The organism is Quadrisphaera sp. RL12-1S, assembly GCF_014270065.1.
Classification (GTDB): domain Bacteria; phylum Actinomycetota; class Actinomycetes; order Actinomycetales; family Quadrisphaeraceae; genus Quadrisphaera.
Genome location: NZ_JACNME010000008.1, coordinates 108,213 through 133,087, shown reverse-complemented (window position 1 = coordinate 133,087; position 24,875 = coordinate 108,213). Strand labels below are relative to the sequence as shown.

General features: G+C 76.7%; 20 protein-coding genes. 14 read left to right on the top strand and 6 right to left on the bottom strand.

From position 1 onward, the window contains the following. The first annotated feature begins 180 nt into the window (after positions 1 to 180). From H7K62_RS15265 to holA, 6 genes are all read left to right on the top strand, one after another. A complete protein-coding gene (locus H7K62_RS15265) occupies positions 181 to 1,113 on the top strand; it encodes a GGDEF domain-containing protein (RefSeq protein ID WP_186719830.1) in 933 nt (310 codons plus the stop codon). Positions 1,114 to 1,146: 33 nt separating this feature from the next. Beyond that, entirely contained in the window at positions 1,147 to 2,025 is an 879-nt protein-coding gene (locus tag H7K62_RS15260) for a UbiA family prenyltransferase (RefSeq protein WP_186719829.1), read from the top strand. 128 nt (positions 2,026 to 2,153) lie between these two features. Next, complete coding sequence (gene leuS / locus H7K62_RS15255) at positions 2,154 to 5,096, top strand: leucine--tRNA ligase (protein WP_186719828.1); 2,943 nt, start codon at positions 2,154 to 2,156, stop codon at positions 5,094 to 5,096. Between the two features lie 144 nt (positions 5,097 to 5,240). After that, a complete protein-coding gene (locus tag H7K62_RS15250) occupies positions 5,241 to 6,146 on the top strand; it encodes a helix-hairpin-helix domain-containing protein (RefSeq protein ID WP_186719819.1) in 906 nt (301 codons plus the stop codon). After that, positions 6,143 to 7,816 carry a ComEC/Rec2 family competence protein gene (locus tag H7K62_RS24100; protein WP_186719816.1) on the top strand — a complete coding sequence of 558 codons (1,674 nt, stop codon included), beginning with the start codon at positions 6,143 to 6,145 and terminating at the stop codon, positions 7,814 to 7,816. Before H7K62_RS15250 ends, H7K62_RS24100 begins: the two co-directional genes overlap by 4 nt. A gap of 43 nt (positions 7,817 to 7,859) precedes the next feature. After that, complete coding sequence (gene holA / locus H7K62_RS15240) at positions 7,860 to 8,927, top strand: DNA polymerase III subunit delta (RefSeq protein ID WP_186719814.1); 1,068 nt, start codon at positions 7,860 to 7,862, stop codon at positions 8,925 to 8,927. 507 nt (positions 8,928 to 9,434) lie between these two features. Here holA and rpsT read toward each other — a convergent pair. After that, the gene (gene rpsT, locus H7K62_RS15235; RefSeq protein WP_186719806.1) at positions 9,435 to 9,698 is read right to left on the bottom strand and encodes a 30S ribosomal protein S20; all 264 of its coding nucleotides are present in this window, start codon (positions 9,696 to 9,698) and stop codon (positions 9,435 to 9,437) included. 252 nt (positions 9,699 to 9,950) lie between these two features. On the opposite strand from rpsT, the gene H7K62_RS15230 reads away from it, so the two are divergent. The 3 genes from H7K62_RS15230 to H7K62_RS15220 are packed head-to-tail and all read left to right on the top strand — an operon-like array spanning position 9,951 to position 13,431. Continuing rightward, positions 9,951 to 11,618 (top strand): circularly permuted type 2 ATP-grasp protein, encoded by a 1,668-nt coding sequence (locus tag H7K62_RS15230; RefSeq protein WP_186719805.1) that lies wholly within the window; start codon positions 9,951 to 9,953, stop codon positions 11,616 to 11,618. After that, entirely contained in the window at positions 11,612 to 12,589 is a 978-nt protein-coding gene (locus tag H7K62_RS15225) for an alpha-E domain-containing protein (RefSeq protein WP_186719804.1), read from the top strand. Before H7K62_RS15230 ends, H7K62_RS15225 begins: the two co-directional genes overlap by 7 nt. Further along, positions 12,586 to 13,431 (top strand): transglutaminase family protein, encoded by an 846-nt coding sequence (locus tag H7K62_RS15220; RefSeq protein ID WP_186719803.1) that lies wholly within the window; start codon positions 12,586 to 12,588, stop codon positions 13,429 to 13,431. Before H7K62_RS15225 ends, H7K62_RS15220 begins: the two co-directional genes overlap by 4 nt. 17 nt (positions 13,432 to 13,448) lie before the next feature. Here the strand turns inward: H7K62_RS15220 and H7K62_RS15215 are convergent, their stop codons facing one another. Then, positions 13,449 to 15,080 (bottom strand): amidase family protein, encoded by a 1,632-nt coding sequence (locus H7K62_RS15215; RefSeq protein WP_370591800.1) that lies wholly within the window; start codon positions 15,078 to 15,080, stop codon positions 13,449 to 13,451. A 374-nt stretch (positions 15,081 to 15,454) separates the two neighbouring features. Between H7K62_RS15215 and lepA the strand changes: the two genes are divergently transcribed. Then, entirely contained in the window at positions 15,455 to 17,350 is a 1,896-nt protein-coding gene (lepA, locus tag H7K62_RS15210; protein ID WP_370591796.1) for a translation elongation factor 4, read from the top strand. Positions 17,351 to 17,354: 4 nt separating this feature from the next. On the opposite strand, the gene H7K62_RS15205 is transcribed toward lepA, so the two are convergent. Further along, positions 17,355 to 17,909 carry a GNAT family N-acetyltransferase gene (locus tag H7K62_RS15205; protein ID WP_222437667.1) on the bottom strand — a complete coding sequence of 185 codons (555 nt, stop codon included), beginning with the start codon at positions 17,907 to 17,909 and terminating at the stop codon, positions 17,355 to 17,357. A gap of 126 nt (positions 17,910 to 18,035) precedes the next feature. Between H7K62_RS15205 and H7K62_RS15200 the strand changes: the two genes are divergently transcribed. Further along, on the top strand, positions 18,036 to 18,683 hold the full coding sequence (locus H7K62_RS15200) for an MOSC domain-containing protein (protein WP_186719796.1): 648 nt from the start codon (positions 18,036 to 18,038) through the stop codon (positions 18,681 to 18,683). 27 nt (positions 18,684 to 18,710) lie between these two features. Here H7K62_RS15200 and H7K62_RS24095 read toward each other — a convergent pair whose 3' ends face one another. Then, complete coding sequence (locus H7K62_RS24095; protein ID WP_186719789.1) at positions 18,711 to 19,268, bottom strand: GNAT family N-acetyltransferase; 558 nt, start codon at positions 19,266 to 19,268, stop codon at positions 18,711 to 18,713. A 111-nt stretch (positions 19,269 to 19,379) separates the two neighbouring features. On the opposite strand from H7K62_RS24095, the gene hemW reads away from it, so the two are divergent. Continuing rightward, a complete protein-coding gene (hemW, locus tag H7K62_RS15190; protein WP_186719787.1) occupies positions 19,380 to 20,687 on the top strand; it encodes a radical SAM family heme chaperone HemW in 1,308 nt (435 codons plus the stop codon). Here the strand turns inward: hemW and H7K62_RS24090 are convergent. Next, a complete protein-coding gene (locus tag H7K62_RS24090; RefSeq protein WP_186719785.1) occupies positions 20,665 to 21,345 on the bottom strand; it encodes a DUF4870 domain-containing protein in 681 nt (226 codons plus the stop codon). The two genes, hemW and H7K62_RS24090, sit on opposite strands and share 23 nt — an antisense overlap. 137 nt (positions 21,346 to 21,482) lie before the next feature. Beyond that, positions 21,483 to 22,376: a DUF3097 family protein gene (locus H7K62_RS15180; protein WP_186719897.1), complete on the bottom strand. Its 894-nt coding sequence runs from the start codon at positions 22,374 to 22,376 to the stop codon at positions 21,483 to 21,485. Between the two features lie 210 nt (positions 22,377 to 22,586). Here H7K62_RS15180 and hrcA point away from each other — a divergent pair, with 210 nt between their 5' ends. Together hrcA and dnaJ are read left to right on the top strand one after the other, a co-directional pair. Beyond that, positions 22,587 to 23,636, top strand: coding sequence for a heat-inducible transcriptional repressor HrcA (gene hrcA / locus H7K62_RS15175; protein WP_186719783.1), 1,050 nt, complete (start codon positions 22,587 to 22,589; stop codon positions 23,634 to 23,636). Positions 23,637 to 23,710: 74 nt separating this feature from the next. Continuing rightward, positions 23,711 to 24,841 (top strand): molecular chaperone DnaJ, encoded by a 1,131-nt coding sequence (gene dnaJ, locus H7K62_RS15170; RefSeq protein WP_186719781.1) that lies wholly within the window; start codon positions 23,711 to 23,713, stop codon positions 24,839 to 24,841. Positions 24,842 to 24,875: the final 34 nt, after the last annotated feature.

The following is a 24,875-nucleotide window of genomic DNA, read 5'->3' as shown; positions in this document are numbered from 1 at the left end:
GGCGGGCTCGGCAACTCGACCGCAGCGCGGGGCCGGCGGACGCGCCCCGCGGGTTCGGGCGGTTCGGGCGTTTCGTGTGGCACCCTCGTCGAGTGCGGAGCAGCGCCGGCGCTCGCCCTGTCGGGTGGTCGTGGCCGCCGCCCGCTCACCCCGGGCGCGCTCCGCGCCGAGGGGACCTGTGTGGAGGTGGCTGAGACGGCGCAGCGGCGCACGGGCACGCGGGGTACCGCGGGGCTCGTGGTGGGCACGTGGGGAGGCTCGGCGGCTGCCGCCGGGGCCGGCCTCGCGCTGTGCGCTGCCACCGGGTCCGCCTGGCCCGCGGCCGCGCTGCCCGTGCTGGGCGGCGCCCTCGCCGTCGTCCCGCTCAGCGGTCTCGCCACCGCCCTGGCCGCCGCGCCGCTGGCCGCCGCCACCGTCGCGGTGGCGCTCGCCGCGGTCGGGCGCGGAGACCTGGAGGCGGCCGCGGGGCTGGGCGCGTCGCTGGTGGTGGGCGCGCTCGTCGCCGTCGCCGTCCTGCTGACCCGCCGCCGCACGGCCGTCGAGCTGGAGGCTGCGCTGCAGCTCGCCGACGCCGTGTCCGTGGTGGACGAGTCCACCGGCTGCTACAACGCCAACGGCCTCGACCTGCTCGCCCGCCACGTGCTGGGCGCGGCCCGCCGCTCCAGCGGGGCGATGCACGCCTCCCTCGTGCAGCTCGGGGACCTCGAGCCGGTGCGGGAGCTCGGCGGCCCGGAGGCCGTGGCGGAGGTGGTCGGCGGTGTGGCCGACGCGCTGCGCGGCAGCACCCGCGGCGCGGACGTGGTCGGCCGCTGGGCCGACGACCTCTTCGTGGTGCTCGGTCCCGGCACCGGCACCACCCCCGCGGAGCTGGAGCGCCGCCTGCGCGTGCGCCTGCTCGGCAGCCCCGACGCCCCGCTCGTGCGCTGGGCCTGCTCGCTGACCGTGGGGTCCGGGCTGCTCGAGCCGTGGGACTCCGGGGGCCTGGCGGAGCTGGTCAGCCGCGCCGAGCAGGACCTCGCCCTGCGCCGCGCCCTGCGCGCCCCCAGCGCCGTCGAGCCGGTGCGCTCGCGCCCCTCGCGCCGCAACGAGGACCAGACCGGCTCCCTGGGCTGAGGCCCCGGCCGCCCAGCCCCTAGCCTCGGCGGGATGGGCAGCGGGACGCAGCGGGGACCCGTGCGCGCGGTGCTCGCCGTCGTCGTCGACCTGGGCCGCGCCTGCCACCCGGCTCCGACGGTCGCCGTCACCTCCTTCGCCGCCGCCCTGGCCGCGGCCGCGGCCGCGCCGGGACGCCGCACGGGCACCGCGGGCCGGGTCGCGCTCGCCGTGGGGCTGGGGCACCTGGCGATCGGCTGGACCAACGACGCCCTCGACGCCCCGCTCGACGCCGCCGCCGGCCGCACCGAGAAGCCCGTGGCAGCAGGACGCCTGCCCCGGGCGGCCGTCGCGGCGGCCGCGGTGCTGGCGGCGGCCGCCGCCGTGCCGAGCTCGCTGGCCCTGGACCGCGGCCGCGCGGGCGCCGGCCGCCTGCACCTGGCGGGAGTGGTGGGCGCTCTGGGCTACGACCTCGGGCTCAAGGGCACCCTCGCCAGCCCGCTGCCGTACCTGCTCTTCTTCGGCGCGCTGCCCGCCGTGGCCACCGGCGCCGCGGGCCGCCCCGCACCGCGGCTGCTGTGCGGCGCCGCCGCGCTGCTGGGCCTGGCCGCGCACCTGGCCAACACCGTCCCGGACGCCGAGGCCGACGCCGCCACCGGGGTCCGCGGCCTGCCCCAGCGCCTCGGGCCGCGCGCCAGCCGGACCGGGGCGGCGCTGGGGGTGGCGCTCGCGGACGCCGTGCTCCTCCTGGGCCGCCGGCGCGACCTCGGCCGGACGACGACGGCGCTGCTGCTCGCCGCGGGGGCCGCCGGAGCCCTCGGTGCCGCCGCCGACGGGCGCACCGGGTTCCGCGCCGTCATGGGGGCAGCGGCGCTGAGCGTGGCCGGGGTGCTCACCGACGTCGCCGGGAGCCGGGGCGCGCTGCTGCGCTGACAGCGAGGAGCGGGAAACCGCCTGGCCGCCGCTACTACCCTGGTCGTGAGAGCGAGACCTCCGGCGGGCGGCCGCCGGAGCAGCGACTCCGGCAGCGCCCGGAGCACCCAGAAGGAGCGCCCCACCGCATGAGCACCACGGACCAGTCCGCCCCCGCGACGGGCGCCGCCCCCGGTGACGCGCCCCCCCAGCGGTACACCGCCGCCCTCGCGGCGCAGGTGGAGCTCGCGTGGCAGCAGCGCTGGGCCGACGAGGGCACCTTTGAGGCGCCCAACCCCAGCGGTCCCTGGGGCGACGCCGAGGCCGTGGCCGGTCGCGAGCCGCTGTTCGTCATGGACATGTTCCCGTACCCCTCGGGCGCCGGGCTGCACGTGGGGCACCCGCTGGGCTACATCGCCACCGACGTGTGGGCTCGCTACCAGCGGATGAACGGCCGCAACGTGCTGCACACGCTGGGCTACGACGCCTTCGGCCTGCCCGCCGAGCAGTACGCCGTCCAGACCGGCCAGCACCCGCGGGTCACCACCGAGGCGAACATCGCCACGATGCGCCGCCAGCTGCGCCGCCTGGGCCTGGCCCACGACGCGCGCCGGTCCGTCTCCACCATCGACCCGGACTACTACCGCTGGACGCAGTGGATCTTCCGGGAGGTCTTCGAGAGCTGGTACGACCCGGAGGCCGTCCGCCCGGACGGCGGCCGCGGCGCCGCCCGCCCCGTCGCGGAGCTGCGCGAGGCGTACGAGTCGGGCGCCCGCCAGCCCGAGGACGGCTCGACCTGGGCCGACCTGGACGACGTCGCCCGCCGCCGCCTGGTGGACGACCAGCGCCTGGCGTACATCTCCGAGGCCCCGGTCAACTGGTGCCCGGGCCTGGGCACGGTGCTGGCCAACGAGGAGGTCACCGCCGACGGCCGCAGCGAGCGCGGCAACTTCCCCGTGGTCAAGCGTCCGCTGCGCCAGTGGATGATGCGGATCACCGCCTACGCCGACCGCCTGGTGGACGACCTGGACCGCCTGGACTGGCCCGAGGCCGTGAAGTCCATGCAGCGGCACTGGATCGGGCGCTCCACCGGCGCCCAGGTCCGCTTCGCCCTGGCCGGTGACGGCGTCGAGGGCGGCCAGCTGGAGGTGTTCACCACCCGCCCGGACACGCTGTTCGGCGTGACGTTCATGGTGGTGGCGCCCGAGCACGCCTCGCTGGACGAGCTGCCCGCGGCCTGGCCGGCCGGCACCCCGGACAGCTGGACCGGTGGTGCCGCGACCCCCGCCGAGGCCGTGGCCGCCTACCGGACGCAGGCCGCCGCCCGCACCGAGGCCGAGCGCACCGACGAGGGCCGCACCAAGACCGGCGTCTTCACCGGCCTGCACGCGGTCAACCCCGTCACCGGCACCGCCGTGCCCGTCTTCACCGCCGACTACGTGCTGGCCGGCTACGGCACCGGCGCGATCATGGCCGTGCCCGGCCAGGACGAGCGGGACTTCGCCTTCGCCGAGCGCTTCGAGCTGCCCGTCGTGCGCACCGTGCAGCCGCCGGAGGGCTTCGAGGGCGGCGCCTACACGGGCGCCGGTCCGGCGATCAACAGCTCCAACGACGACGTCGACCTGGACGGCCTGGAGGTCGCCGAGGCCAAGGAGCGCATCACCGCCTGGTTGGAGGCCACCGGTGCCGGCCGACCCGTCACCACGTACCGCCTGCGCGACTGGCTGTTCAGCCGCCAGCGCTACTGGGGCGAACCGTTCCCGGTCGTCTACGACGAGCACGGCCTGCCCCGCGCCGTCCCCGCCGACCAGCTGCCGGTGCTGCTGCCGGACGTGCCGGACTACTCCCCGCGCACCTTCGAGCCCGACGACGTCACCAGCGAGCCCTCCCCGCCGCTGTCGCGCGTGCCGGAGTGGGTGGACGTCACCCTGGACCTGGGTGACGGGCCCAAGCGGTACCGCCGCGAGACCAACACCATGCCCAACTGGGCGGGCTCGTGCTGGTACGAGCTGCGCTACCTGGACCCAGAGAACTCCGAGAAGCTGGTGGACCCGGAGGTCGAGGCGTACTGGATGGGCCCGCGCACCGATCGGGCGGTCCGCGCCGCCGACGGCACCGCGGTGGCGGACACCGGTGGCGTCGACCTGTACGTCGGCGGCGTCGAGCACGCCGTGCTGCACCTGCTGTACGCCCGGTTCTGGCACAAGGTGCTGTTCGACCTGGGCCACGTCTCCTCGCAGGAGCCGTTCCGCCGCCTGTTCAACCAGGGCTACATCCAGGCCGACGCCTTCACCGACGTCCGTGGCACCTACGTGCCCGCTGCGGAGGTGGAGGAGACCACCTCCGCCACGGGGGCACGCGAGTTCACGTGGCAGGGCGAGCCCGTCACCCGCGAGTACGGGAAGATGGGCAAGTCCCTGAAGAACGTCGTCACGCCCGACGACATGTACGAGTCCTACGGCGCTGACACGTTCCGCGTGTACGAGATGTCGATGGGGCCCCTGGACGACTCCCGGCCCTGGGAGACCCGCGCGGTGGTCGGCTCGCAGCGCTTCCTGCAGCGGCTGTGGCGCAACGTCGTCGACGAGTCCACCGGGGAGGTGACCGTCAGCGACGCCCCCGCTGACCCGGCGACCCGCGCGCTGGTGCACCGCACCGCGGCGGCCGTCGCGGCCGACTACGAGGGGCTGCGCTTCAACACCGCGGTGTCCAAGCTCATCGAGCTCAACAACGAGCTCACCAAGCTGTCCTCCGTGCCGCGCGAGGCGGCGGAGGCCCTCGTGCTCATGGTGGCGCCGCTGGCCCCGCACGTGGCCGAGGAGCTGTGGTCCCGGCTGGGCCACTCCGGCTCCCTGGCGTTCGAGGGCTTCCCCCAGGCCGACCCGGCGCTGCTGGTGCAGCAGACGGTGACGTGCGTGGTGCAGCTGCAGGGCAAGGTCCGCGACCGCCTCGAGGTGCCGGCCGACATCACCGAGGACGCCCTGCGCGAGCAGGCGCTGGCCTCCCCGGCCCTGCAGCGGGCGCTGGACGGCCGAGGGGTGCGCACGGTCATCGTCCGGGCCCCGAAGCTCGTCAACGTGGTGCCCGCCTGACCGACGTCTGACCGACGTCTGACGGGAGGTCGCCGGGCCCGTCGTCCGCCCACAGGGCGGGTGGCGGGCCCCGCTCGTGGGGCTCCGTCCACAGGCGCTCGTCGTCGCCGCCCGCGGTGGGGGGCCACGGGGCAGCCTGGCGGGGTGCTGGACGGGGTGCCCGGCTCGGGCTGGCAGGAGGACGACGACGACGGCGGCGCCTCGGGCGCGGCCGCCGCGCCGCCCGAGCTCCCCGCTGTCAGGGACCGGTCGGCGCTGCGGGGCGCCTCGCGCCGGCAGGCGCAGTCCGCCGAGCCGCCGTGGCGCCCGACGGCGCTCCAGCGGCTGCGCGAGGCGCGCTGGTCGCTGGCACCGTCGGCGGCCGCCGGGGCGCTGCTCGTGGTGGCCGCCGTCGTGGTGCTCCTGGTGCTGTCCGCCGCCACGTCGGGAGGGGCGTCCGTGCCGACGCCCACGCCGGGCGTGGCTGTGCCGGCGCGCACCCCCGCCGGCGCCTCGTCGTCCTCGTCCGTCTCGTCGGCCTCGGGTGTGCCGGTGGCGTCCCCCTCCCCGGGAGGAGCGGTCTCCGGCGGCGCGGAGGTGGTGGTCGACGTGGTGGGGCAGGTGGCGCGCCCCGGCCTGGTGCGCCTGCCGGCCGGCGCGCGCGCCGACGACGCCGTCCGCGCCGCGGGAGGCGCACGTCCGGACGCCGACCTGCGGCGGGTGAACCTCGCGCGGGTGCTGGTGGACGGTGAGCAGCTGGTGGTCCCGGCGCCGGGGGAGGCGCTGCCCAGCCCCACCAGCGCCCCCGCCGGCACCGGAGCAGCCGGAGGAGCGGGGAGCGCGGGGAGTTCCGGGAGTTCGGGCAGCCGTGCGGCGAGCGGCCCGGTGGACCTCAACAGCGCCACCCTCGCCGACCTCGACGCCCTGCCCGGGGTGGGACCGGTGCTCGCGCAGCGCGTGCTCGACTGGCGCGCTCAGCACGGCAGGTTCTCCACCGTGGAGGAGCTGGGCGAGGTGCCCGGGTTCGGTCCGGCGGCGCTGGCGCGCCTGACGCCGCTGCTGGTCGTGTGAGCGAGCACCCGGTCCTGCGCCTGCTGCTGCCCGGCGCCCACGACCAGTTCCAGGGAGGCGCCGAGGGACGGGCGGAGCGGCCGCTGGACGCGCGCCTGGTGCCGGCCGCGCTGGCCGCCTGGGCGTGGTCGGCCGCGGCGCTCGGGCTGCCGCTGGCCGTGCTCGCCGGCGCGGCGCTCAGCGCCGTGGCAGGCGCTGCGGCGTGCGCCTCCCGGTCGAGGTCGCAGTCCCGGACCCGTGGGGGAGCCCGCGGGGCGAGCGCGGGCGTCGCCCTGGTGCTCGTGGTGGTGACCGCCGTCGCGGTGTCCGTGGGGGCCGCCCGCCTGGAGCGGTCCTCCGGTCTGCTGCAGCCGCTGGCCGAGCAGCAGGCGACGGCGGTGGTCCAGGGCGTGGCCACCTCCGACGCCGTCCGCGTCCGGCCCGACCCCGCACGCCCGTGGGCCGACTCCCGCCCGCGGTGGGTGCTGCGCCTGGCGGCGCGGTCGGTGACCGGCCGGGGCAGCACCTCCCCGGCGCGAGCCGAGGTGCTCGTGGTGGGGAGCGACGGCTGGGACGCCGTGCGCCGCGGGGATGTCATCAGCGCGACCGGGCGCCTGCAGCCCACCGGGCCCGCGGACCCGGCCGCCGCGGTGCTCCTCGCCGTCCGGGCCCCCGACGTGAGCGCACCCACGGGGTGGGCCGCGCGCACGGGGCAGCGGCTGCGCGAGGGGCTGGTCCGCGCCTGCGCCCCTCTGCCGCCCGACGCCCGGGGGCTGCTGCCGGGCCTGGTGGTCGGAGGCACCACCGCCCTGCCCGACGACCTCTCCGCGGCGATGCGCGCCACCGGCCTGACCCACCTCACCTCGGTCTCCGGCGGCAACACGGCCCTCGTCGCGGGAGCGGTGCTGGCACTGGCCACCGCCGCCGGCGTCCCGCGCGGCCCGCGCCTGCTGCTCACCGGCGGCGGACTGCTCGCCTACGCCGCGCTCGCGGGCGGGGAGCCGAGCGTGCTGCGCGCGGCGGCGATGGGGCTCGCCGCGGTGGTGGGCACCCTGACGGCCCGGGGCGGCGGAGGGCTGCCGGCGCTGGCCCTCGCCGTCGTCGTCCTCCTCGTGGCCGACCCGTGGCTCGGCCGGCAGGCGGGGTTCGCCCTGTCCGTGCTCGCCACCGGGGCGCTGCTGCTGCTCGCGCCCGCCTGGGCCGCCGCCCTGGCGCGGCCGCTGCTGCGCGGGCGGGTGCCGGGGCGGAGGGCGGCGCCGGTGAGGGACGCCGTGGTCGTGGCCGTGTCGGCGGCGGTCGCGGTGCCGCTGGCCGCGCAGGTGGTGTGCGCGCCGGTGGTCCTGCTGCTCGCCCCGGGGGTGCCGCTGCTGGCGGTGCCCGCCAACGCGCTGGCGGGCCCGGCGGTGGCACCCGCCACCCTGCTCGGGCTGCTCGCGGCCCTGGCCGAACCGCTCGGCCCGGCCGGGCGTGCGGTGGCGTGGGCGTCGGCGCACGCCGGAGGGCTGGCGGCCGGGTGGGTGGCGCAGGTGGCGCGGGCTGGCGCCGGGTCACCCGCGGCCGTGCTGCCCTGGCCCCAGGGACCGCTGCCGGCGGCGGGGCTGGCGCTCGCCACCGCTGCGGTGCTCGCCGCGGGTTCCGCTGTGCGCCGCGCCCGGGGACGGTCACCGGCGCGGGGGCGGCGGCGCGGCTGATCCGCAGCCGATCACCGTCGCACCCCCGTGGGAGGGTGGGGCCGTGCCCGCAGCCCGCTCCTCCAGCCGCAGCCGCTCCACCGGGGCCCGCGGCCAGGGCGGTGCGCAGGCGCTGCCGTGGCACCAGGCCGAGCCGGGGCCCGTGGTGCTCGTCACGGGACCGGAGCAGCTGCTCGCCGAGCGCGCCGTGGAGCGCGTCCGTGACGCGTGCCGCGGGCGCTCGCCGGAGCTGGAGGTGGTCGCGGTCGACGCCGCGGCGTACCGCTCCGGGGAGCTCTCCCAGTGGACCAGCCCCTCGCTGTTCGAGGAGGCGAGGCTCGTGGTGGTCAGCGGGCTCGAGGCCGCGCCCGACGCGCTCGTCACCGACGTCACCGCAGCCCTGGGCACCCTCCCGGACGACGTGGTGCTCGTCCTGCGCCACTCCGGAGGGGCCCGCGCCGGCGCCCTCCTCAAAGCCGCCCGCGAGCTGCCCGGCGCTGTGCTCGTGGAGTGCCCCGCCGTGAAGACCTCCGCCGAGCAGCGCGCGTTCGCCCAGACCGAGCTGCGCTCCCACGGGCGCACCATCGACGACGACGCGCTCGACGCACTGCTGCTGGCGGTCGGCTCGGACCTGCGCTCGCTGGCGGCCGCCTGCTCCCAGCTGGCGGACGACGTCCCCCGCGGTGCGGGGCAGGGCGGCCGGGCCGCCCGCCTCACCGCCGACGACGTGGACCGCTACTACGGCGGCCGCGCCGAGGTGACGGGCTTCAAGGTGGCTGACGCGGCCGTCGCCGGTCAGCGCGCCGAGGCGCTGCGGCTGCTGCGGCAGGCCCTGGAGTCCGGGCTCGACCCGGTGCCGCTGGTGGCGGCGCTCGCGCTCAAGCTGCGGGGCATGGCCAAGGTCGCCTCGGCCGGGCGGGGCTCGCCGGACGCGCTGGCCAAGGGTCTGGGGATGGCCCCCTGGCAGGTCCGCACCACGCGCGACGCCCTGCGCGGGTGGACCCCCGACGGCATCGCCGCCGGCATCACCGCCCTCGCCGAGGCCGACGAGGCGGTCAAGGGCGGTGGGCGGGACCCGCGGTACGCGGTGGAGCGGGCGGTCATCGCCATCACCACCGCCCGCGCCGGCTGACCCCACGCCGCCCTCCCGCCGTCAGCCCGCCGTCCGCCCGCCGTCCTCCCGGTCGACGTCCGCACCCCCTCCGTCGGCCCGCCGTCGGCCCGCCGTCCTCCCGGTCGACGTCCGCACCCCCTCCGTCGACGATCACGCGCCAGCGCGCCACCACGCTGAGGGGGCTGAGTGCTGGCGGCGGCGATCGAGCGCCCACCGGGCCGATGTGGCGCGCAGGTGCGTGATCGTGCGGGGAGACGGGGGGCGGCCCGGGCGGGAGGCGAGGTGGGGAGGCTCAGGCCCGGTGGGGAGGCTGAGTGCCGCTTCCGGGGCCTGACCCGGCACTCAGGCTCCCCACCGGCGCTCGGTCGCTTCGGCGGGGTGGCGGACGCCCATGATCACGGGGTGGTGTGGCGCGCAGGTGCATGATCGTGCCGGGGGAGTGGGGGGACGGCAGAAGGGCGGGGACGGGCGCGTCGCCCGTCCCCGCCCTTCACGGAGTGCTGTGGTGGCCGTGCGGCCGCCGCCTCAGGAGGCGGAGGAGACGACCTTCGCCAGCGCCGACTTGCGGTTGGCGGCCTGGTTGGAGTGGATGACGCCCTTGGAGACGGCCTTGTCGAGCTTGCGCCCGGCCACGCGCAGCGCGGTGCTGGCCTTCTCGGCGTCACCGGCGGCGACGGCCTCGCGGACGTGGCGCACGGCGGTGCGCAGCTCGGACTTCACGGCCTTGTTGCGCAGGCGCGCAGCCTCGTTGGTGCGGATGCGCTTGATCTGGGACTTGATGTTGGCCACGGGCCGGTCTCTCCGTCGCGTCTGGGGTGTCTGAACTGTGCTGGTGGCGGGCGGTGGCAGCTGGTGCCCCGACCGCCGAAGCCTTCGTGCGGACCCGCCGCAGGTGGGCGGAGCGCGCGCAGCCACCCAGGTTACCAGCGCCGGGAAGCACCCTGCGACGCGCACGTCGACCCGTCGCTGACGCGCCGAGACTCGCCAGCGACTTGGCGGTCAGCGCGCCCAGGGAGCCTCCGCATCGATACGGTCGCGACCATGGACGTGGGGTCGTCGGCCAGCAGCGCTGGCGGTGGTGTGGACGAGCTCTCCGGGGGCCTCTTCGACGGGTACGGCGAGGCCTCCGCGGCGAGCGGGGCGTGGGACGAGATGTTCACCGCGGACATGGCCGTGCGCGAGGCCAGCGCACCCGTGCACGCCGCCTTGGCGAGCACGGCCGTGCGCGACCTGCGCGGCCGCGCCGACGCCCTGGCCACCTCGTACACCGACAAGGGCATCACCTTCGCCGTGGGCGGCGAGGAGCGGCCGTTCCCGCTCGACGTCGTCCCCCGCGTGGTCAGCGCCCAGGAGTGGGCCGTGGTGGAGGCCGGTGTGGCCCAGCGCGTCCGGGCCCTGGAGGCCTTCCTCGCCGACGCCTACGGGCCGATGCGGGCCGTCGAGGACGGCGTGGTGCCCCGCGGCGTCATCACCTCCTCCTCGCACTTCCACCGCGTGGTGGCCGGCATCGAGCCCCCGAACGGCGTGCGGGTGCACGTGGCCGGGGTCGACCTCATCCGCGACGCCGACGGCGTCTTCCGCGTGCTCGAGGACAACGTCCGCGTGCCCTCGGGCGTCAGCTACGTGCTCACCAACCGCACGGCCATGGCCGGTGCGATGCCGGAGGCGTTCAGCGACCAGCGGATCCGCCCGGTGTCCGCCTACCCCCGCCGCCTGCTGGCCGCCCTGCGCGCCGCGGCGCCGGTGGGCATCGAGGACCCGACCGTCGTCGTCCTGACCCCCGGGGTCTACAACAGCGCCTACTTCGAGCACGCGCTGCTCGCCCGCAGCATGGGCATCGAGCTGGTGGAGGGCCGCGACCTCGTCTGCCGCGGCGGGCGGCTGCACATGCGCACCACGGCCGGCCTGCGGCCGGTGCACGTGGTCTACCGGCGCGTGGACGACGAGTACCTCGACCCGGTGCACTTCCGCTCCGACTCGATGCTCGGCTGCCCGGGCCTGCTCAACGCCGCCCGCGCGGGCAACGTGACGATCGCCAACGGCATCGGCAACGGCGTCGCGGACGACAAGCTGCTCTACACCTACGTGCCCGACCTGGTGCGCTACTACCTCGACGAGGAGCCGGTGCTCCCCAACGTGCCCACGTGGCGCCTGGAGGAGCGCGAGGCCCGCGAGGAGGTCTTCGACAGGCTCGCCGAGCTGGTGGTCAAGCCCGTCGACGGCTCCGGGGGCAAGGGCATCGTCATCGGCCCGGCCGCGAGCCCGGCGCAGCTGGAGCAGCTGCGGGCGCGCGTCAGCGCCGACCCGCGCGGCTGGATCGCCCAGCCGGTGGTGCGCCTGTCCACCGTGCCGACGCTGGTGGGGGACCACGTGGCGCCCCGCCACGTGGACCTGCGCCCCTTCGCCGTCAACGACGGGTCGAACGTGTGGGTGCTGCCCGGCGGGCTGACCCGCGTGGCGCTGCCCGAGGGCGAGCTGGTCGTCAACTCCTCCCAGGGCGGTGGCAGCAAGGACACCTGGGTGCTCGCCGACGACCGGCCTGACGAGGGCGCTCCCACGCGGAGCCGCTCGGCCGCGGCGCCGACGCTGCCCGGCGCCCCGCCCGACCGCGGGCCCGGGGTGGCTGGGGCGGCCGACGTCCGCGACCAGCAGCAGCAGCAACAACAGCAGCAGCAGGCAGCGCAGACGCAGGAGGGGCAGCCGTGCTGAGCCGCATCGCCGAGGCGCTGTTCTGGATCGGCCGCTACGTGGAGCGCGCCGAGGACACCGCCCGCCTCCTGGACGTGCAGCTGCAGCTGCTCGTGGAGGACCCGTGGCTCGACGAGTCCACCGCCTGCGCCAACCTCCTGGCGGTCATGGGCGCGCCGCTGGACGGCTCCGGGGGCGCCTCCGCGGACGGCTCCGCGGACGGGGGGCCGGCGGCGCCCGCGCCCGACCGGCGCACCGTGCTGGACAGGCTCGGGTACGACCCGTTCTCCTCGGCGTCGATCGTCGCCTCGATCGGTGGGGCCCGTGAGAACGCCCGCCGGGCCCGCGAGACGGTGTCGACGGAGATGTGGGAGGTGCTCAACACCGCCTACAACGCCGTGCCGTCCGGGCGGTGGCGCGCGGTGAGCCCCCACACGTTCTTCGCGTGGGTGCGCGACCGCACGTCCACCGTCACGGGCATCGCCGACTCCACGATGAGCCGTGACGACGGCTGGCTGTTCCTCGTGCTCGGCCGCAGCATCGAGCGCGCCGACATGACGGCCCGCCTCATCACCTCCACCGCCAGCCTCGGCGGGCCGGCCAGCCGCTGGCCGTCCCTGCTGCGCGCCTGCGGTGCTCACGAGACGTTCCTGCGCACCTACCGCGGCCTGGAGGACGAGACGGAGGCCGCGGAGTTCCTGCTGCTCGACAGGCTGTTCCCCCGCTCGATCGTCCACGCCCTCGCGCAGGCCGAGCGGTGCCTGGCCGAGCTGGAGTCGAGCGGGCAGCGCGCCGGCGTCTTCGACGAGGCGCAGCGGCGCCTGGGCCGGGCGCGCGCCGAGCTGGAGTACCGCCCGCTCACGGACGTCCTGGCTCACCTGCCCGACGAGATGGAGCGCGTGCAGCGCACCTGCTCGGCCGCCTCCGACGCGGTGGCCCGTCGGTACTTCTCCAGCGCCGAGGCGCTGACCTGGGTGGGAGGGACGGCATGAGCGCTCGCCTGCGCATCGCGCACCACACCGGCTACCGGTACGGCGCGCCGGTCACCAGCTCCTACAACGAGGTGCGGGTGGCGCCCATGACCACCCCGGAGCAGACGGCGCTGCGCACCCGCCTGGAGGTGCGCCCGGCGCCGTGGCAGCACGTCTACCACGACTACTGGGGCTCCCAGGTGACCGTCTTCGAGGTGCACGAGCCGCACTCCGAGCTGGCCGTCACCGCCACCTCGACCGTGGAGGTGGACCGCCCGGGCACCCCCTCGCCGGGCGGCGGCTGGGACGTGCTGCGCGATCCGCGCGCCGGGGACGAGATGGTCGAGCTCCTCGCCACCTCCCCGGCCACGGCGCCGCCGCCGGAGCTGGCCGAGCGGGTCAGGTCGCTGTCCGCCTCCGGCGCCAGCCCCGACGACCTCGCCGCTGAGGTCTGCTCCCTGCTGCACCGCGAGGTGCGGTACGTGCCCGGCGCCACCGGCGTGCACTCCCACGCCGCCGACGCCTGGGGCGAGCGCGCCGGCGTCTGCCAGGACATGGCCCACCTCGCCCTGGGGGCGCTGCGCACCGCGGGCATCCCAGCGCGGTACGTGTCGGGCTACCTCCACCCCGACCCCTCGGCGCCCGTGGGCACCACGGTGACGGGGGAGTCGCACGCCTGGGTGGAGTGGTGGACCGGGGAGTGGTTCGGCTGGGACCCCACCAACGACGTCGCCCCCGGTGACCGGCACGTCATCGTGGCCCGTGGCCGGGAGTACTCCGACGTGCCGCCGCTCAAGGGCGTCTACGCGGGCAGCGCGCCCTCGGAGATGGTGGTCAGGGTGGACATCACGCGCCTGGCCTGACGGTCCCGGCCGTCCGGTCAGCCGGCCGTCGGCAGCAGGCGCGGGGCCCGGCGGGCGTCGACGGCGGCCTCGAACGCGGCCGCGTAGCCGAGCACGTCCACGTCGTCCCACCGCGCGCCGGTGAACGTCACGCCCACCGGCAGCACGTCGGCGGGACCCGCGAACCCGGCGGGCACGGTCACGGCCGGGTAGCCGGCGACGGCGGCCGGGCCGGAGCTGCCGTAGACGAAGGCCGGCGGGGCACCGTCGGTGTTCTGGTACCTGACGAGGTCCGGTGGCGTGCCCGTCAGCGACACGACGGCCGCGAGGTCGTCGTCGTCGCCGGGTCCCTGGGCGAGGGTGGTGTCGATCGAGGCGCGCGCCAGCCGCCGCGCGTCCGCGCGCGCCGCGGCGACCTGCGGGGAGGCCGCGGTCGGCCCGGAGGCGGCCGCGGTGAAGGTCTCCTGGCCGAACAGCGCCAGCTCCACCGGGTCAGCGGCGTCGAACGCGATGAGGTCCTCCAGGGTCCTCGGCTGCCCGGGGGCGAGCCCGGCCAGGTAGGCGTCGACGTCGCGCTCGAACTCCGGGCCCAGCGCCACGCCCTCCCCGGCCGCCACGGCGTCGGTGTCCGGCAGCTGCACCGGGACGAGCACCGCCCCCGCTGCGCGCAGCGCCGCCACGGCGCCGGCGTAGACGGCCTCGGTGCGGTCGTCGACGGCGGCGGACTCCTCGGGCGTGAGCGTCCAGTAGCCGAGGCGCGCACCGGACAGCGACGGGCCGTTGCCCTCCACCACGCGCCCGAAGGACGTGTCGACGTCGGCGGGGCGCTCCAGCGTGGCGGGGTCGGACGGGTCAGGGCCGTCCAGGGCCTCCATGGCGAGGGCGGCGTCGACGGCGTGCCGCGCCAGCGGGCCCGCGGTGTCCTGCTCCAGCGACAGCGGCACGACGCCGGTGCGGCTGACCATCCCCAGGGTCGGCTTGACGCCCACCACGCCGTTGCTGGACCCCGGGCAGACGATCGACCCGTCGGTCTCGGTGCCGACCGCCAGCTGCGCCAGCGACGCGGCGACACCCGCGGCCGAGCCCGCCGAGGAGCCGCACGGGGTCCGGTCCAGCGCGTACGGGTTGCGGGTCTGCCCGCCCAGGCCGCTCCAGCCGCTGGTGGCGGAGGTGGAGCGGAAGTTCGCCCACTCCGACAGGTTGGCCTTGCCGATGACGACCGCGCCGGCGGCGCGCAGCTGCGCGGTGAGCGCGGCGTCGGGGGCGAGGTTGCCGGCCAGGGCCCGCGAGCCCGCCGTGGTCGCCAGTCCCGCCGAGCCGATGTTGTCCTTGAGCAGCACCGGGACGCCCTCCAGCGGGCTCCGGGCACCGTGCGCGGCGCGGTGGGCGTCGCTGGCGCGCGCCTGCTCCAGCGCCGACGGGTCGAGCGCGAGGACGGCGCCGACACGGGGGTCGACGTCGCGGATGCGCTGCAGGTACGCGGCGGTCAGGCCCTGCGCGGTGAGGTCCCCGCGCTCGATGCGCCCCTGCAGCTCGGGGATGGTCAGCGGGTCGAGGTCGACGTCCGGCACCACGAGGCCGGCGGCCTGGGCCGCGGCCAGCAGCTCGCCCGCGCGCGCGGGGGCGGCGGTGCCGGTCCTGGCCGGGTCGGACGCGGTGGGACCGCCCACCGCGTCGGCGGGAGCAGCGCCAGCGGGGCCCGCGGGACCGGCGGCCTCGACGTCGGCGGCCGGGGGAGCGGTGGGGTCCAGGTCCGCGGCGGAGGCGGACAGCGCCCCCGCGGGCAGCACCAGCGCTGCGGCCAGGGCCGTCGCGGCGGCGCGCGGAGCCCGGCGCGGTGCTCGGCCTGGTGCTCGGTCTGGTGCTCGGTGCGGTGCTCGGCGGGCGGGACGGGGCACGGGAGCCTCCCGGGGTGCTGTGCGCCGGCTGGTCACCGGCTGGGCGTTCGGGTGGTTCGTCACCGTACGGGGGATCTGTCCCCGCGGCGCCTCGCGAGTGCCGCCGGGCAGCGGGGGGAGGGTCCGCTGCATGGGAGCATGGGCCGGTGCCTGCGTCCCCCACGTCGTCGTCCGCCGGGCTGGCGGGCATCCAGCCCGCCTCCACGGCCCCGGAGCGGCTGCGCAACTTCTGCATCATCGCCCACATCGACCACGGCAAGTCGACCCTGGCCGACCGCATGCTGCAGATCACCGGCATCGTGGACGACCGCGCGATGCGCGCGCAGTACCTCGACCGCATGGACATCGAGCGCGAGCGCGGCATCACCATCAAGAGCCAGGCCGTGCGCATGCCGTGGGCGCCCCGCACCGGCGCCCTGGAGGGGCAGGCCCACGCCCTCAACATGATCGACACCCCGGGCCACGTCGACTTCACGTACGAGGTGTCCCGCTCCCTGGCCGCCTGCGAGGGCGCGGTGCTGCTGGTCGACGCTGCCCAGGGCATCGAGGCCCAGACGCTGGCCAACCTCTACCTGGCGATGGAGAACGACCTCGCCATCGTCCCCGTGCTCAACAAGATCGACCTCCCGGCGGCGCAGCCCGAGCGCTACGCCGAGGAGCTCGCCGGCCTCGTCGGCGGAGACCCCGCCGATGTCCTGCGCGTCTCCGGCAAGACGGGCGTGGGCGTCGAGGCGCTGCTCGACAGGATCGTCGACGTCGTCCCCGCCCCCGTGGGCGACCCGGACGCCCCGGCGCGAGCCATGATCTTCGACTCCGTCTACGACACCTACCGCGGCGTGGTCACCTACGTCCGCGTGGTCGACGGCGTGCTGCGCCCGCGCGAGCGCATCGCCATGATGTCCACCCGCGCCCAGCACGACCTGCTGGAGATCGGCGTCTCCAGCCCCGAGCCGACGCCGTCCGAGGGCCTCGGCGTGGGCGAGGTGGGCTACCTCATCACCGGCGTGAAGGACGTCCGCCAGAGCCGCGTCGGCGACACCGTCACCTCCGCCGCGCGCCAGGCCGCCGAGCCGGTCGGCGCCTACGAGGACCCCAAGCCGATGGTGTTCTCCGGCCTGTTCCCCATCGACGGGTCCGACTACCCGCTGCTGCGCGACGCCCTCGACAAGCTCAAGCTCAACGACGCCGCCCTGGCGTACGAGCCGGAGACGTCCGTGGCGCTGGGCTTCGGGTTCCGCTGCGGCTTCCTCGGGCTGCTGCACCTGGAGATCACCCGTGACCGCCTCGAGCGCGAGTTCGGGCTCGACCTCATCTCCACCGCGCCGTCGGTGGTCTACGAGGTCACCCTCGACGACGGCCGCGAGGTCACCGTCACCAACCCCAGCGAGTACCCCTCCGGCAAGGTCTCCGAGGTCCGCGAGCCCGTGGTCAAGGCCACCGTGCTGACCCCGGCCGACTACATCGGCACGGTCATGGAGCTGTGCCAGCAGCGCCGCGGTGAGCTGCAGGGCATGGACTACCTCTCCGAGGACCGCGTGGAGATGCGCTACCGCCTGCCCATGGCGGAGATCGTCTTCGACTTCTTCGACGCCCTGAAGTCGCGCACCCGCGGGTACGCCAGCTTCGACTACGACGTCGACGGCGACCAGGCCGCCGACCTCGTCAAGGTCGACATCCTCCTGCAGGGCGAGCAGGTCGACGCGTTCAGCGCCATCGTCCACAAGGACAAGGCCTACAGCTACGGCGTGATGATGGCGAGCAAGCTGCGCGAGCTCATCCCGCGCCAGCAGTTCGAGGTGCCCGTGCAGGCCGCGATCGGCGCGCGGGTCATCGCCCGCGAGACCGTCCGCGCCATCCGCAAGGACGTCCTCGCCAAGTGCTACGGCGGTGACATCACCCGCAAGCGCAAGCTGCTGGAGAAGCAGAAGGAGGGCAAGAAGCGCATGAAGATGGTCGGCCGCGTGGAGGTCCCCCAGGAGGCGTTCATCGCCGCGCTCTCCACCGACGCGCCCACGGGCAAGGACGCCGCCGCCAAGAAGTAGCCCGTCAGCCGGTCGGGCCGGTCGGGGCGCAGGGGGCGGTCATGGCCCGCTGAGGCCCGGCGCTGCCGCCCAGGTAGCGCCCGACGTCGGTGAACCCGGCCCTCGCGTACGCCCGCAGGCCGGCGTGGTTGCGCTCGTTGACCGTCAGGACGACGACGCTGGCCGCGGGGGTGACGTCCGGCGCGAGCGCCACGGCCGCCCGGGCGGCTGCCGTCCCGAACCCCCGGCCCTGGTGCTGCTCCCCGATGACGAACGCGCGCAGCAGCACCGCGGTGACCGGGTCCTCGCCGGCGGCGGCGAGCAGCTGCGCGAGCTCGGCGTCCTGCCGCGGAGCCGCCGCGCCGGCGTGGAGCACCCCGGCGCCGACCACGCGCTCGTCGTCGCCCTCCTCCTCGCGCAGGACGACGAACGGCGTGCGGGCGGGGTCGGCGAACGCCACCGGGAAGGACTCCGCGGGCGGCTTGACGAAGAGCTGCTGCTCGGCACTGGTGCGCAGGGCTGACGCCGCGGCGAGGAGCGCCGCGTCGTCAGGCCTCACCACGACCAGTCGCACACCCACACCGCCCATCCTCCCGCCCGGAGGTGACGGCGTGGCGCGCAGTCGCACGGTCGTGGCGGTGGGGTCGCCGGCTGCTCCCGCACGATCATGCACCTGAGCGCCACGTCACGGGCATGATCGGGCGCCGTGGGAACCGTGATCGCCGTCTGCCGCGTGCACCAGCTCCTCTCCGACCCCGGGAGCGTGGGCGTCACCGCCATCGACAAGCGGCCCGTCGAGGGGCCGGTGCGGGTGCGCGAGCTGGGCGCCTACGGCGACGTCCAGACCGACCGCCAGCACCACGGCGGTCGCGACAAGGCGCTGTACGCCTACGCCCAGGAGGCCGCCGACCGCTGGGTCGCCGAGCTGGAGCGCGACGTGCCGCCCGGGCTCTTCGGGGAGAACCTGCGCACGTCCGGGGTCGACGTCGACGGCGCGGAGGTCGGTGAGCGCTGGCGCATCGGCTCCGGCGAGGACGCCCTGGAGGTGGAGGTGACGATGCCCCGCACGCCCTGCATGACGTTCGCCCGGCGGCTCGGGGAGGAGCGGTGGGTCAAGCGGTTCACGCGCTCCGGGGTACCGGGTGCCTACCTGCGGGTGGTCAGGCCGGGCGCGGTCGCCGCGGGCGATCCGGTGGAGGTGCTCACGCGGCCGGGCCATGGCGTGGGCGTGGGCCGGTGGCTGGCCGAGGCCCACCCGGCCGACGCCCGGACACTGCTGGCGTGCGCGGCCGACCGCGGCGTGGACCTGGCCCCCGACATGCGCGGCGCGCTGGAGGCGGTCGCCCGGCGCTGAGCGCGCGTCGTCGGCCGGTGCCGGTGCTCAGCGGGGCTGCAGCGCCGCGACCATGACCACCTGCGGGTCCGCGGCCTGCGCCATCCACCGCGCGCCGCTGTCCGCGAACCCGGCGCGTGCGTACGCGCTGCGCGCGGCGGTGTTGGACTCGTGCACGCAGAGCACGAGCAGCTCCGCCTCCGGCTCCAGCGCGTGCGCCAGCGCCCGCGCCTGCCGGGCACCCGCCGTCCCGTACCCGCGCCCCTGGTGGGCGCGGCCGACGTAGAAGGCGCGCAGGAGCAGCCCGCGGGCGGGGTCGTCCAGGAGGTGCTCGAGCTGGCCGTGGCGGTCCAGCGTGCCGAAGCCGACCACGCGCTCCCCGGTGCCCGGACCGGGCAGCTGCGCCATCACGGCGAACGCCACGCGCAGCGGGTCGGCGCTGGCCGGTGGGTACGTCATGGACGCGGGAAGGCAGTACCTGTCCTGCCCCGGACCGGGCTTCAGCGCCAGCACGGAGGCCAGCAGCCGCGGGTCGCTGGCGTCCGACAGCGGCTCGAGCCTGACCGCCGGCAGCTGCCGGGGCTTCCTGGCGCTCGCTCCACCCACGCCCCCATCCCAGCACCCGCCCGCTCCGCCGCGCGCTCCCACCCTCGGTGGGCGCTCGGTGGGCGCTCGGTGGGCGAAGCGCCCACGGGAGGGGTGCGACGATGGACGGCGATGAGCCCCGCCCTGCCCGACGGCGACCCCGCCCCCGCCGACGGGCTGCTGCCGGCCTCCGCCGCCACCGGCGCCGCGACCCGTGACCTCGGCGTCTACCTGCACGTGCCGTTCTGCCGGGTCCGCTGCGGCTACTGCGACTTCAACACCTACACCGCCTCCGAGCTCGGCCCGCCCGAGCTGCCCGGCGCCTCCCAGGCCGGCTACGCCGGCGCGCTCGTCGAGGAGGTGGCGCTCGCGGCCCGGGTGCTGGAGGCCTCGGGCCTGCCGCGCCGCGAGGTCTCCACCGTCTTCGTCGGCGGCGGCACGCCCACGCTGCTGCCCGCCGCCGACCTGGCCCGCGGCCTCGACGCCGTGCGCGAGCACCTCGGCCTGGCCGCCGGCGCCGAGGTCACCACCGAGGCCAACCCCGACTCCGTCACCCCCGCCTCGCTCGCCGAGCTCGCGGCGGCCGGGTACACGCGCGTGAGCTTCGGGATGCAGTCGGCGGTGCCGCACGTCCTCGCCGTCCTCGAGCGCACTCACGACCCGGCCCGCGTGCCGCAGGCCGTCCGCTGGGCCCGCGAGGCGGGCCTCGCCGTCAGCCTGGACCTCATCTACGGCGCGCCGGGGGAGTCCCTGGCGGACTGGCGCACCAGCCTGGACGCCGCGCTCGCCTGCGAGCCCGACCACCTCTCCGCCTACGCCCTGGTGGTGGAGGAGGGGACGGCCATGGCCGCCCGGGTGCGCCGCGGCGAGCTGCCCGCGCCCGACCCCGACGACGAGGCCGCCCAGTACGAGCTCGCCGACGCCGTGCTCCGCGACGCCGGGTACGGCTGGTACGAGGTGAGCAACTGGGCGCGCACGCCCGCCGACGCCTGCCGCCACAACGTCGCCTACTGGCGCGGGCAGGACTGGTGGGGCGCCGGCCCCGGCGCGCACAGCCACGTCGGCGGCGTGCGCTGGTGGAACGCCAAGCACCCCGCCGCGTGGGCCCGCCGCCTCGCCGCGGGCACCAGCCCCGCGGTGGGCCGGGAGGTCCTCGACGACGACGCGCGCGCCGTGGAGGCCGTGCTCCTCGGCGTCCGCCTGGCCGAGGGGCTGCCGACCTCGCTCGTGCCGCCCACCGGGCTCGCGCAGGTGCCGCGCCTCGTGGCCGACGGCCTCCTCGAGGACCCCGCACGCAGCGGCGCCCCCGACGGCGAGCAGCCGCGGCTGCGGCTGACGCTGCGGGGGCGCCTGCTGGCCGACGCCGTCGTCCGCGCCCTCCTCGGCTGGGAGGGGGCCGGCGACGGCGCCGCCGGCGTCACTTCACGAGCCGCCAGTTGACCGGGTAGCGGTAGTCGACGCCCTGGTTGGCCTTGACCGCCGCGATGATCTCGAAGACCAGCCCCACCACCCCGACGACGACGAGCAGCGGCACCGTGAGGATCGCGCCCACGAAGAGCGTGACCACGGTCAACAGGATCAGCGCCACGTAGACGATCGTCAGCAGGATCTGGAAGTTCAGCGCCTCCACCACCTGCCGGCGCACGAACGCGCCCCGCTCGCGGAACACGAAGAACAGCACCAGCGGGCCGACTGCGCCCAGGTACAGGAAGTAGGCGGACAGGCCGCTGAGCAGCAGGCCCGCCACGATCGCCGACACGTGCGCCAGGCAGGCCCACAGGCGCTGGTCCTGCGGGCTCATCTCGCCGCGGGGCTGGCCGTACGCCGGCGGGTGGCCCTGCTGGGGACCGGGCTGGCCGTACCCGGGCTGCGCGGGCGGTAGCTGCTGGCCGTACCCGGGCTGCGCGGGGGGCGGCTGCTGGCCGTAGGACGGCGCCGGGTGCCCGTAGGACGGGGCTCCCGCGCCGGGAGCCGTCGCGGCGCCGGGCTCGGTGGGCTGCTCGCCGTACCCGCTGCCGTACTGGCCGTAGTGCGGCGGCGGCACCTCTCCGGGCTGCTGGTCAGGCTGGTCGGACGGCCGGCCGGGCTGCTCGGACACTTCTCCTCCTCGCGGCCCGGGGCTCTCCGCGGGCCAGCCCCCAGGGTTCCGGAAGATGCCACCCGGCACCAGCGCCACACGCCCGGACGGCGCTGCTCGTCGTCCCCCTGCTCCGTCTCCTGCCCCCGTCCGCGCGGTCAGCGGTCCAGCTGGTCCCCGGTGACGAAGTCGATGAGCTCCTCCACCCGCCCGGACAGGGTCGGCTCCAGGTCCCCGATGGTCCGCACGGTCCCCAGCACCCGCTGCCAGCCGCGGGCGACGTCGGCGGGGGTGTCGTGCGGCCAGCCGAGGGCCTCGAGCACGCCCTCCTTCCACGGCCGGCCCCGCGGGACCACCGGCCAGGCGTCCAGCCCGAGCCGCGCCGGTCGCACCGCCTGCCACACGTCCACGTAGGGGTGCCCCACCACGAGCACGTGGTCGGCGGCGCCGGGCGCGGCGCGCAGCGCGTCAGCCACGAGGCGCGTCTCCTTGGAGCCGGTCACGAGGTGGTCGACCAGCACCCCGACCCGCCGGCCCGGCCCGGGACGGAACTCGGCGACGGCGGCCGCGAGGTGGTCGACGCCCTGCAGGCCCTCGACCACCACGCCCTCGACCCGGAGGTCGTCACCCCAGACCTTCTCCACGAGCTCGGCGTCGTGCTTGCCCTCCACCCAGATCCTCGAGCCGCGCGCCACGCGGGCGCGGGCGCCCTCCACGGCGAAGGACCCGCTGGCGGTGCGGCCCGGGCGCAGCGGCGCCGCTCCCGAGGCCGTCCGCGCCGCCGGGGGCGGGCCGACGGGCGGCACGAGCCGCACGGGCTGGCCCTCCTCGAGGAACCCGGGCCCGAGGGGGAAGCTGCGGGTGCGGCCCTTCCAGTCCTCCAGCACCACCACGTGCACACCGCCGGCCTTCTCCACGCGCACCACGGCGCCGCTCCAGCCGGTCTCGACGTCCTCGACCACCAGCCCGACGGCCGCCGGCACCTCGCGGCTCGCGGTGCGGGCGCGGCGCCGGCCCGTGGTGGGGTCGGTGACGGTGTCGCCGCGGCGCAGCGGCGCGGAGGCGCCCCAGCCGCCGTAGAGCGCTGAGGACGACGACGCTGCTGGCGGCGCGGACCGCGGTGCGGACGCGGGGCGCCGCGGGGGTGTCGGGGGAGTCGGCACCCGATCGACGCTACCTGCGGCTCCGGCCGGACGGCGTAGGATTGGCACTCCGTGCTGCTGAGTGCCAGCAGTGGTGCCGACGAGCGGGAGGGACGCACCGTGACCGAGCCCCGGCGCCTCGCCGTCCTGCGGGCCATCGTCGAGGACTACGTCGCCACGCAGGAGCCCGTCGGCTCCAAGGCGCTCGTGGAGCGGCACGCCCTCGGCGTGTCCCCGGCCACCATCCGCAACGACATGGCCGCGCTGGAGGAGGAGGGGCTCATCGCCCAGCCCCACACCAGCGCCGGCCGGGTGCCCACCGACAAGGGCTACCGCGCCTTCGTCGACGGGCTGCCCGCCGTGCGCCCGCTGTCACCGGCCGAGCGGCGCGCCATCGACAGGCTGCTGGGCGAGGGCGGCCAGCCGGTCGACCTCGACGACGTGCTGGAGCGCACGGTGCGGGCGCTCGCGCAGCTCACCCAGCAGGTGGCCGTCATCCAGTACCCCTCCCTGGCCCGCGCCCGGGTGCGCCACGTGGAGCTGGTCCAGCTGGCCCCGCGCCGGCTGGTGCTGGTGCTCATCACCGACAGCGGCCGCGTGGAGCAGCGCTCGGTGGAGGTGCCGCCCGAGGCGCCCGAGGTGGCCCCCGAGCTCGTGACCGAGCTGCGCGGACGCCTCAACGCGGCCACCGCCAGCCGCCGTGCCGACGAGGCCGTGGTCGCGCTCGACGGCGTGGTCGCCTCCTGGTCGGCGGCCCGCCCCGAGGACGCCGCGGCCGCCGGTGCCGTGGCGGCCGCCCTGCGCTCCGCCCTCGACGCCACCCGCGAGGAGCGGATGGTGCTGGCGGGCACCGCCAACCTCGTCCGCGGCGCCGGGGGGTTCTCCGCCTCCGTGGCGCCCGTCCTCGAGGCGATCGAGGAGCAGGTGGTGGTGCTGCGCCTGCTCGCGGAGATGGCGGACGACCCCGCCAGCGGCGTCTCGGTGCGCATCGGCCGCGAGATCGTGCACAGCGGGCTCTCCGACGCCGCCGTCGTGGCCTCCGGGTACGGCTCGGGCGGCGAGGTGGTCGCTCGCCTGGGCATCCTGGGACCGACGCGCATGGACTACCCGACCTCGATCGCCGCGGTCCGCGCCGTCGCCCGCTACCTCAGCAGGGTCCTGGCGCGGTGACCCGCCCCGCCGCACCTGCCGCGCCCGCCCTGCTGCACCGACCGACCTGCCCACTCCTCAGGAGCGTCTGACCCGTGCCGACCGACCACTACGCCGCCCTCGGGGTGCCGCGCGACGCGAGCACCGAGGACGTCAAGAAGGCCTACCGCAAGCTGGCCCGCCAGCTCCACCCCGACGTCAACCCCGACGCCGGGGAGCGCTTCAAGGAGGTCTCGGCCGCCTACGAGGTGCTGAGCAACCCGGACAAGCGGCGGGTGTACGACGCGACCGGCAGCTCCGGCGGCGGCTTCGGCGGCGGCGGGTTCCCGGGCGGCGGCCAGGCCTTCGACCTCGGCGACCTGTTCGGCACCTTCTTCGGCGGTGGGGGCGGCGCCGCGCGCGGCCCGGTCTCGCGCGCCCAGCCCGGCCAGGACGCCCTGATCCGCCTCGAGGTGGACCTCGCCGAGGCCGTCTTCGGCGCCGAGCGCGAGATCACCGTCGACACCGCCGTCGTCTGCCCGACGTGCAACGGGAACTGCGCCCAGCCGGGCACCCAGGTCCGCACCTGCGACGTCTGCCACGGCCAGGGACAGGTGCAGCGCGCCGCCCGGTCGCTGCTCGGCCAGGTGCTCACCACCTCCCCCTGCCCCGCCTGCGGCGGCTACGGCACCACCATCCCCGACCCGTGCAACGAGTGCGCCGGTGACGGCCGCGTGCGCCGTCGGCGCACGCTGACCATCCGCGTGCCCGCCGGCGTGGACACCGGCACCCGGATCCAGCTGTCCGGCCAGGGCGAGGTGGGCCCGGGCGGCGGTCCCGCCGGCGACCTCTACGTGGAGGTGGTCCAGCGCCAGCACGACCTCTTCACCCGCCGCGGCGAGGACCTGCACGCCACCCTGCCCGTGCCGATGACCGCGGCGGCGCTCGGCACGGTGCTGGAGATGGAGACCCTCGACGGCCTGCGCGAGGTGGAGGTCCGGCCCGGCACCCAGCCCGCCGAGGTGGTCACCCTGCGCGGCCTGGGCGCGGCGCGGCTGCGCTCCGGCGGTCGCGGCGACCTGCACGTCCACATCGACGTGCAGGTGCCCAAGGGTCTGGACGACGAGCAGGCCGAGCTGCTCCGCCAGCTGGCGGCGCTGCGCGGCGAGGAGCGCCCCGAGGGCCGGCTCTCACCCGCCTCCGGCGGGGTGTTCTCCCGCCTCAAGCGGGGCTTCTCCGGCCGCTGAGGCACTGCTCCTGCACTGCTCCTGCACTGCTCCT

Coding starts and splice junctions, on each gene's coding strand:
- H7K62_RS15260 (WP_186719829.1), top strand. CDS start 1,147: ATGGGCAGCGGGACGCAGCGGGGACCCGTGCGCGCGGTGCTCGCCGTC.
- leuS (WP_186719828.1), top strand. CDS start 2,154: ATGAGCACCACGGACCAGTCCGCCCCCGCGACGGGCGCCGCCCCCGGT.
- H7K62_RS15230 (WP_186719805.1), top strand. CDS start 9,951: ATGGACGTGGGGTCGTCGGCCAGCAGCGCTGGCGGTGGTGTGGACGAG.
- H7K62_RS15220 (WP_186719803.1), top strand. CDS start 12,586: ATGAGCGCTCGCCTGCGCATCGCGCACCACACCGGCTACCGGTACGGC.
- hemW (WP_186719787.1), top strand. CDS start 19,380: ATGAGCCCCGCCCTGCCCGACGGCGACCCCGCCCCCGCCGACGGGCTG.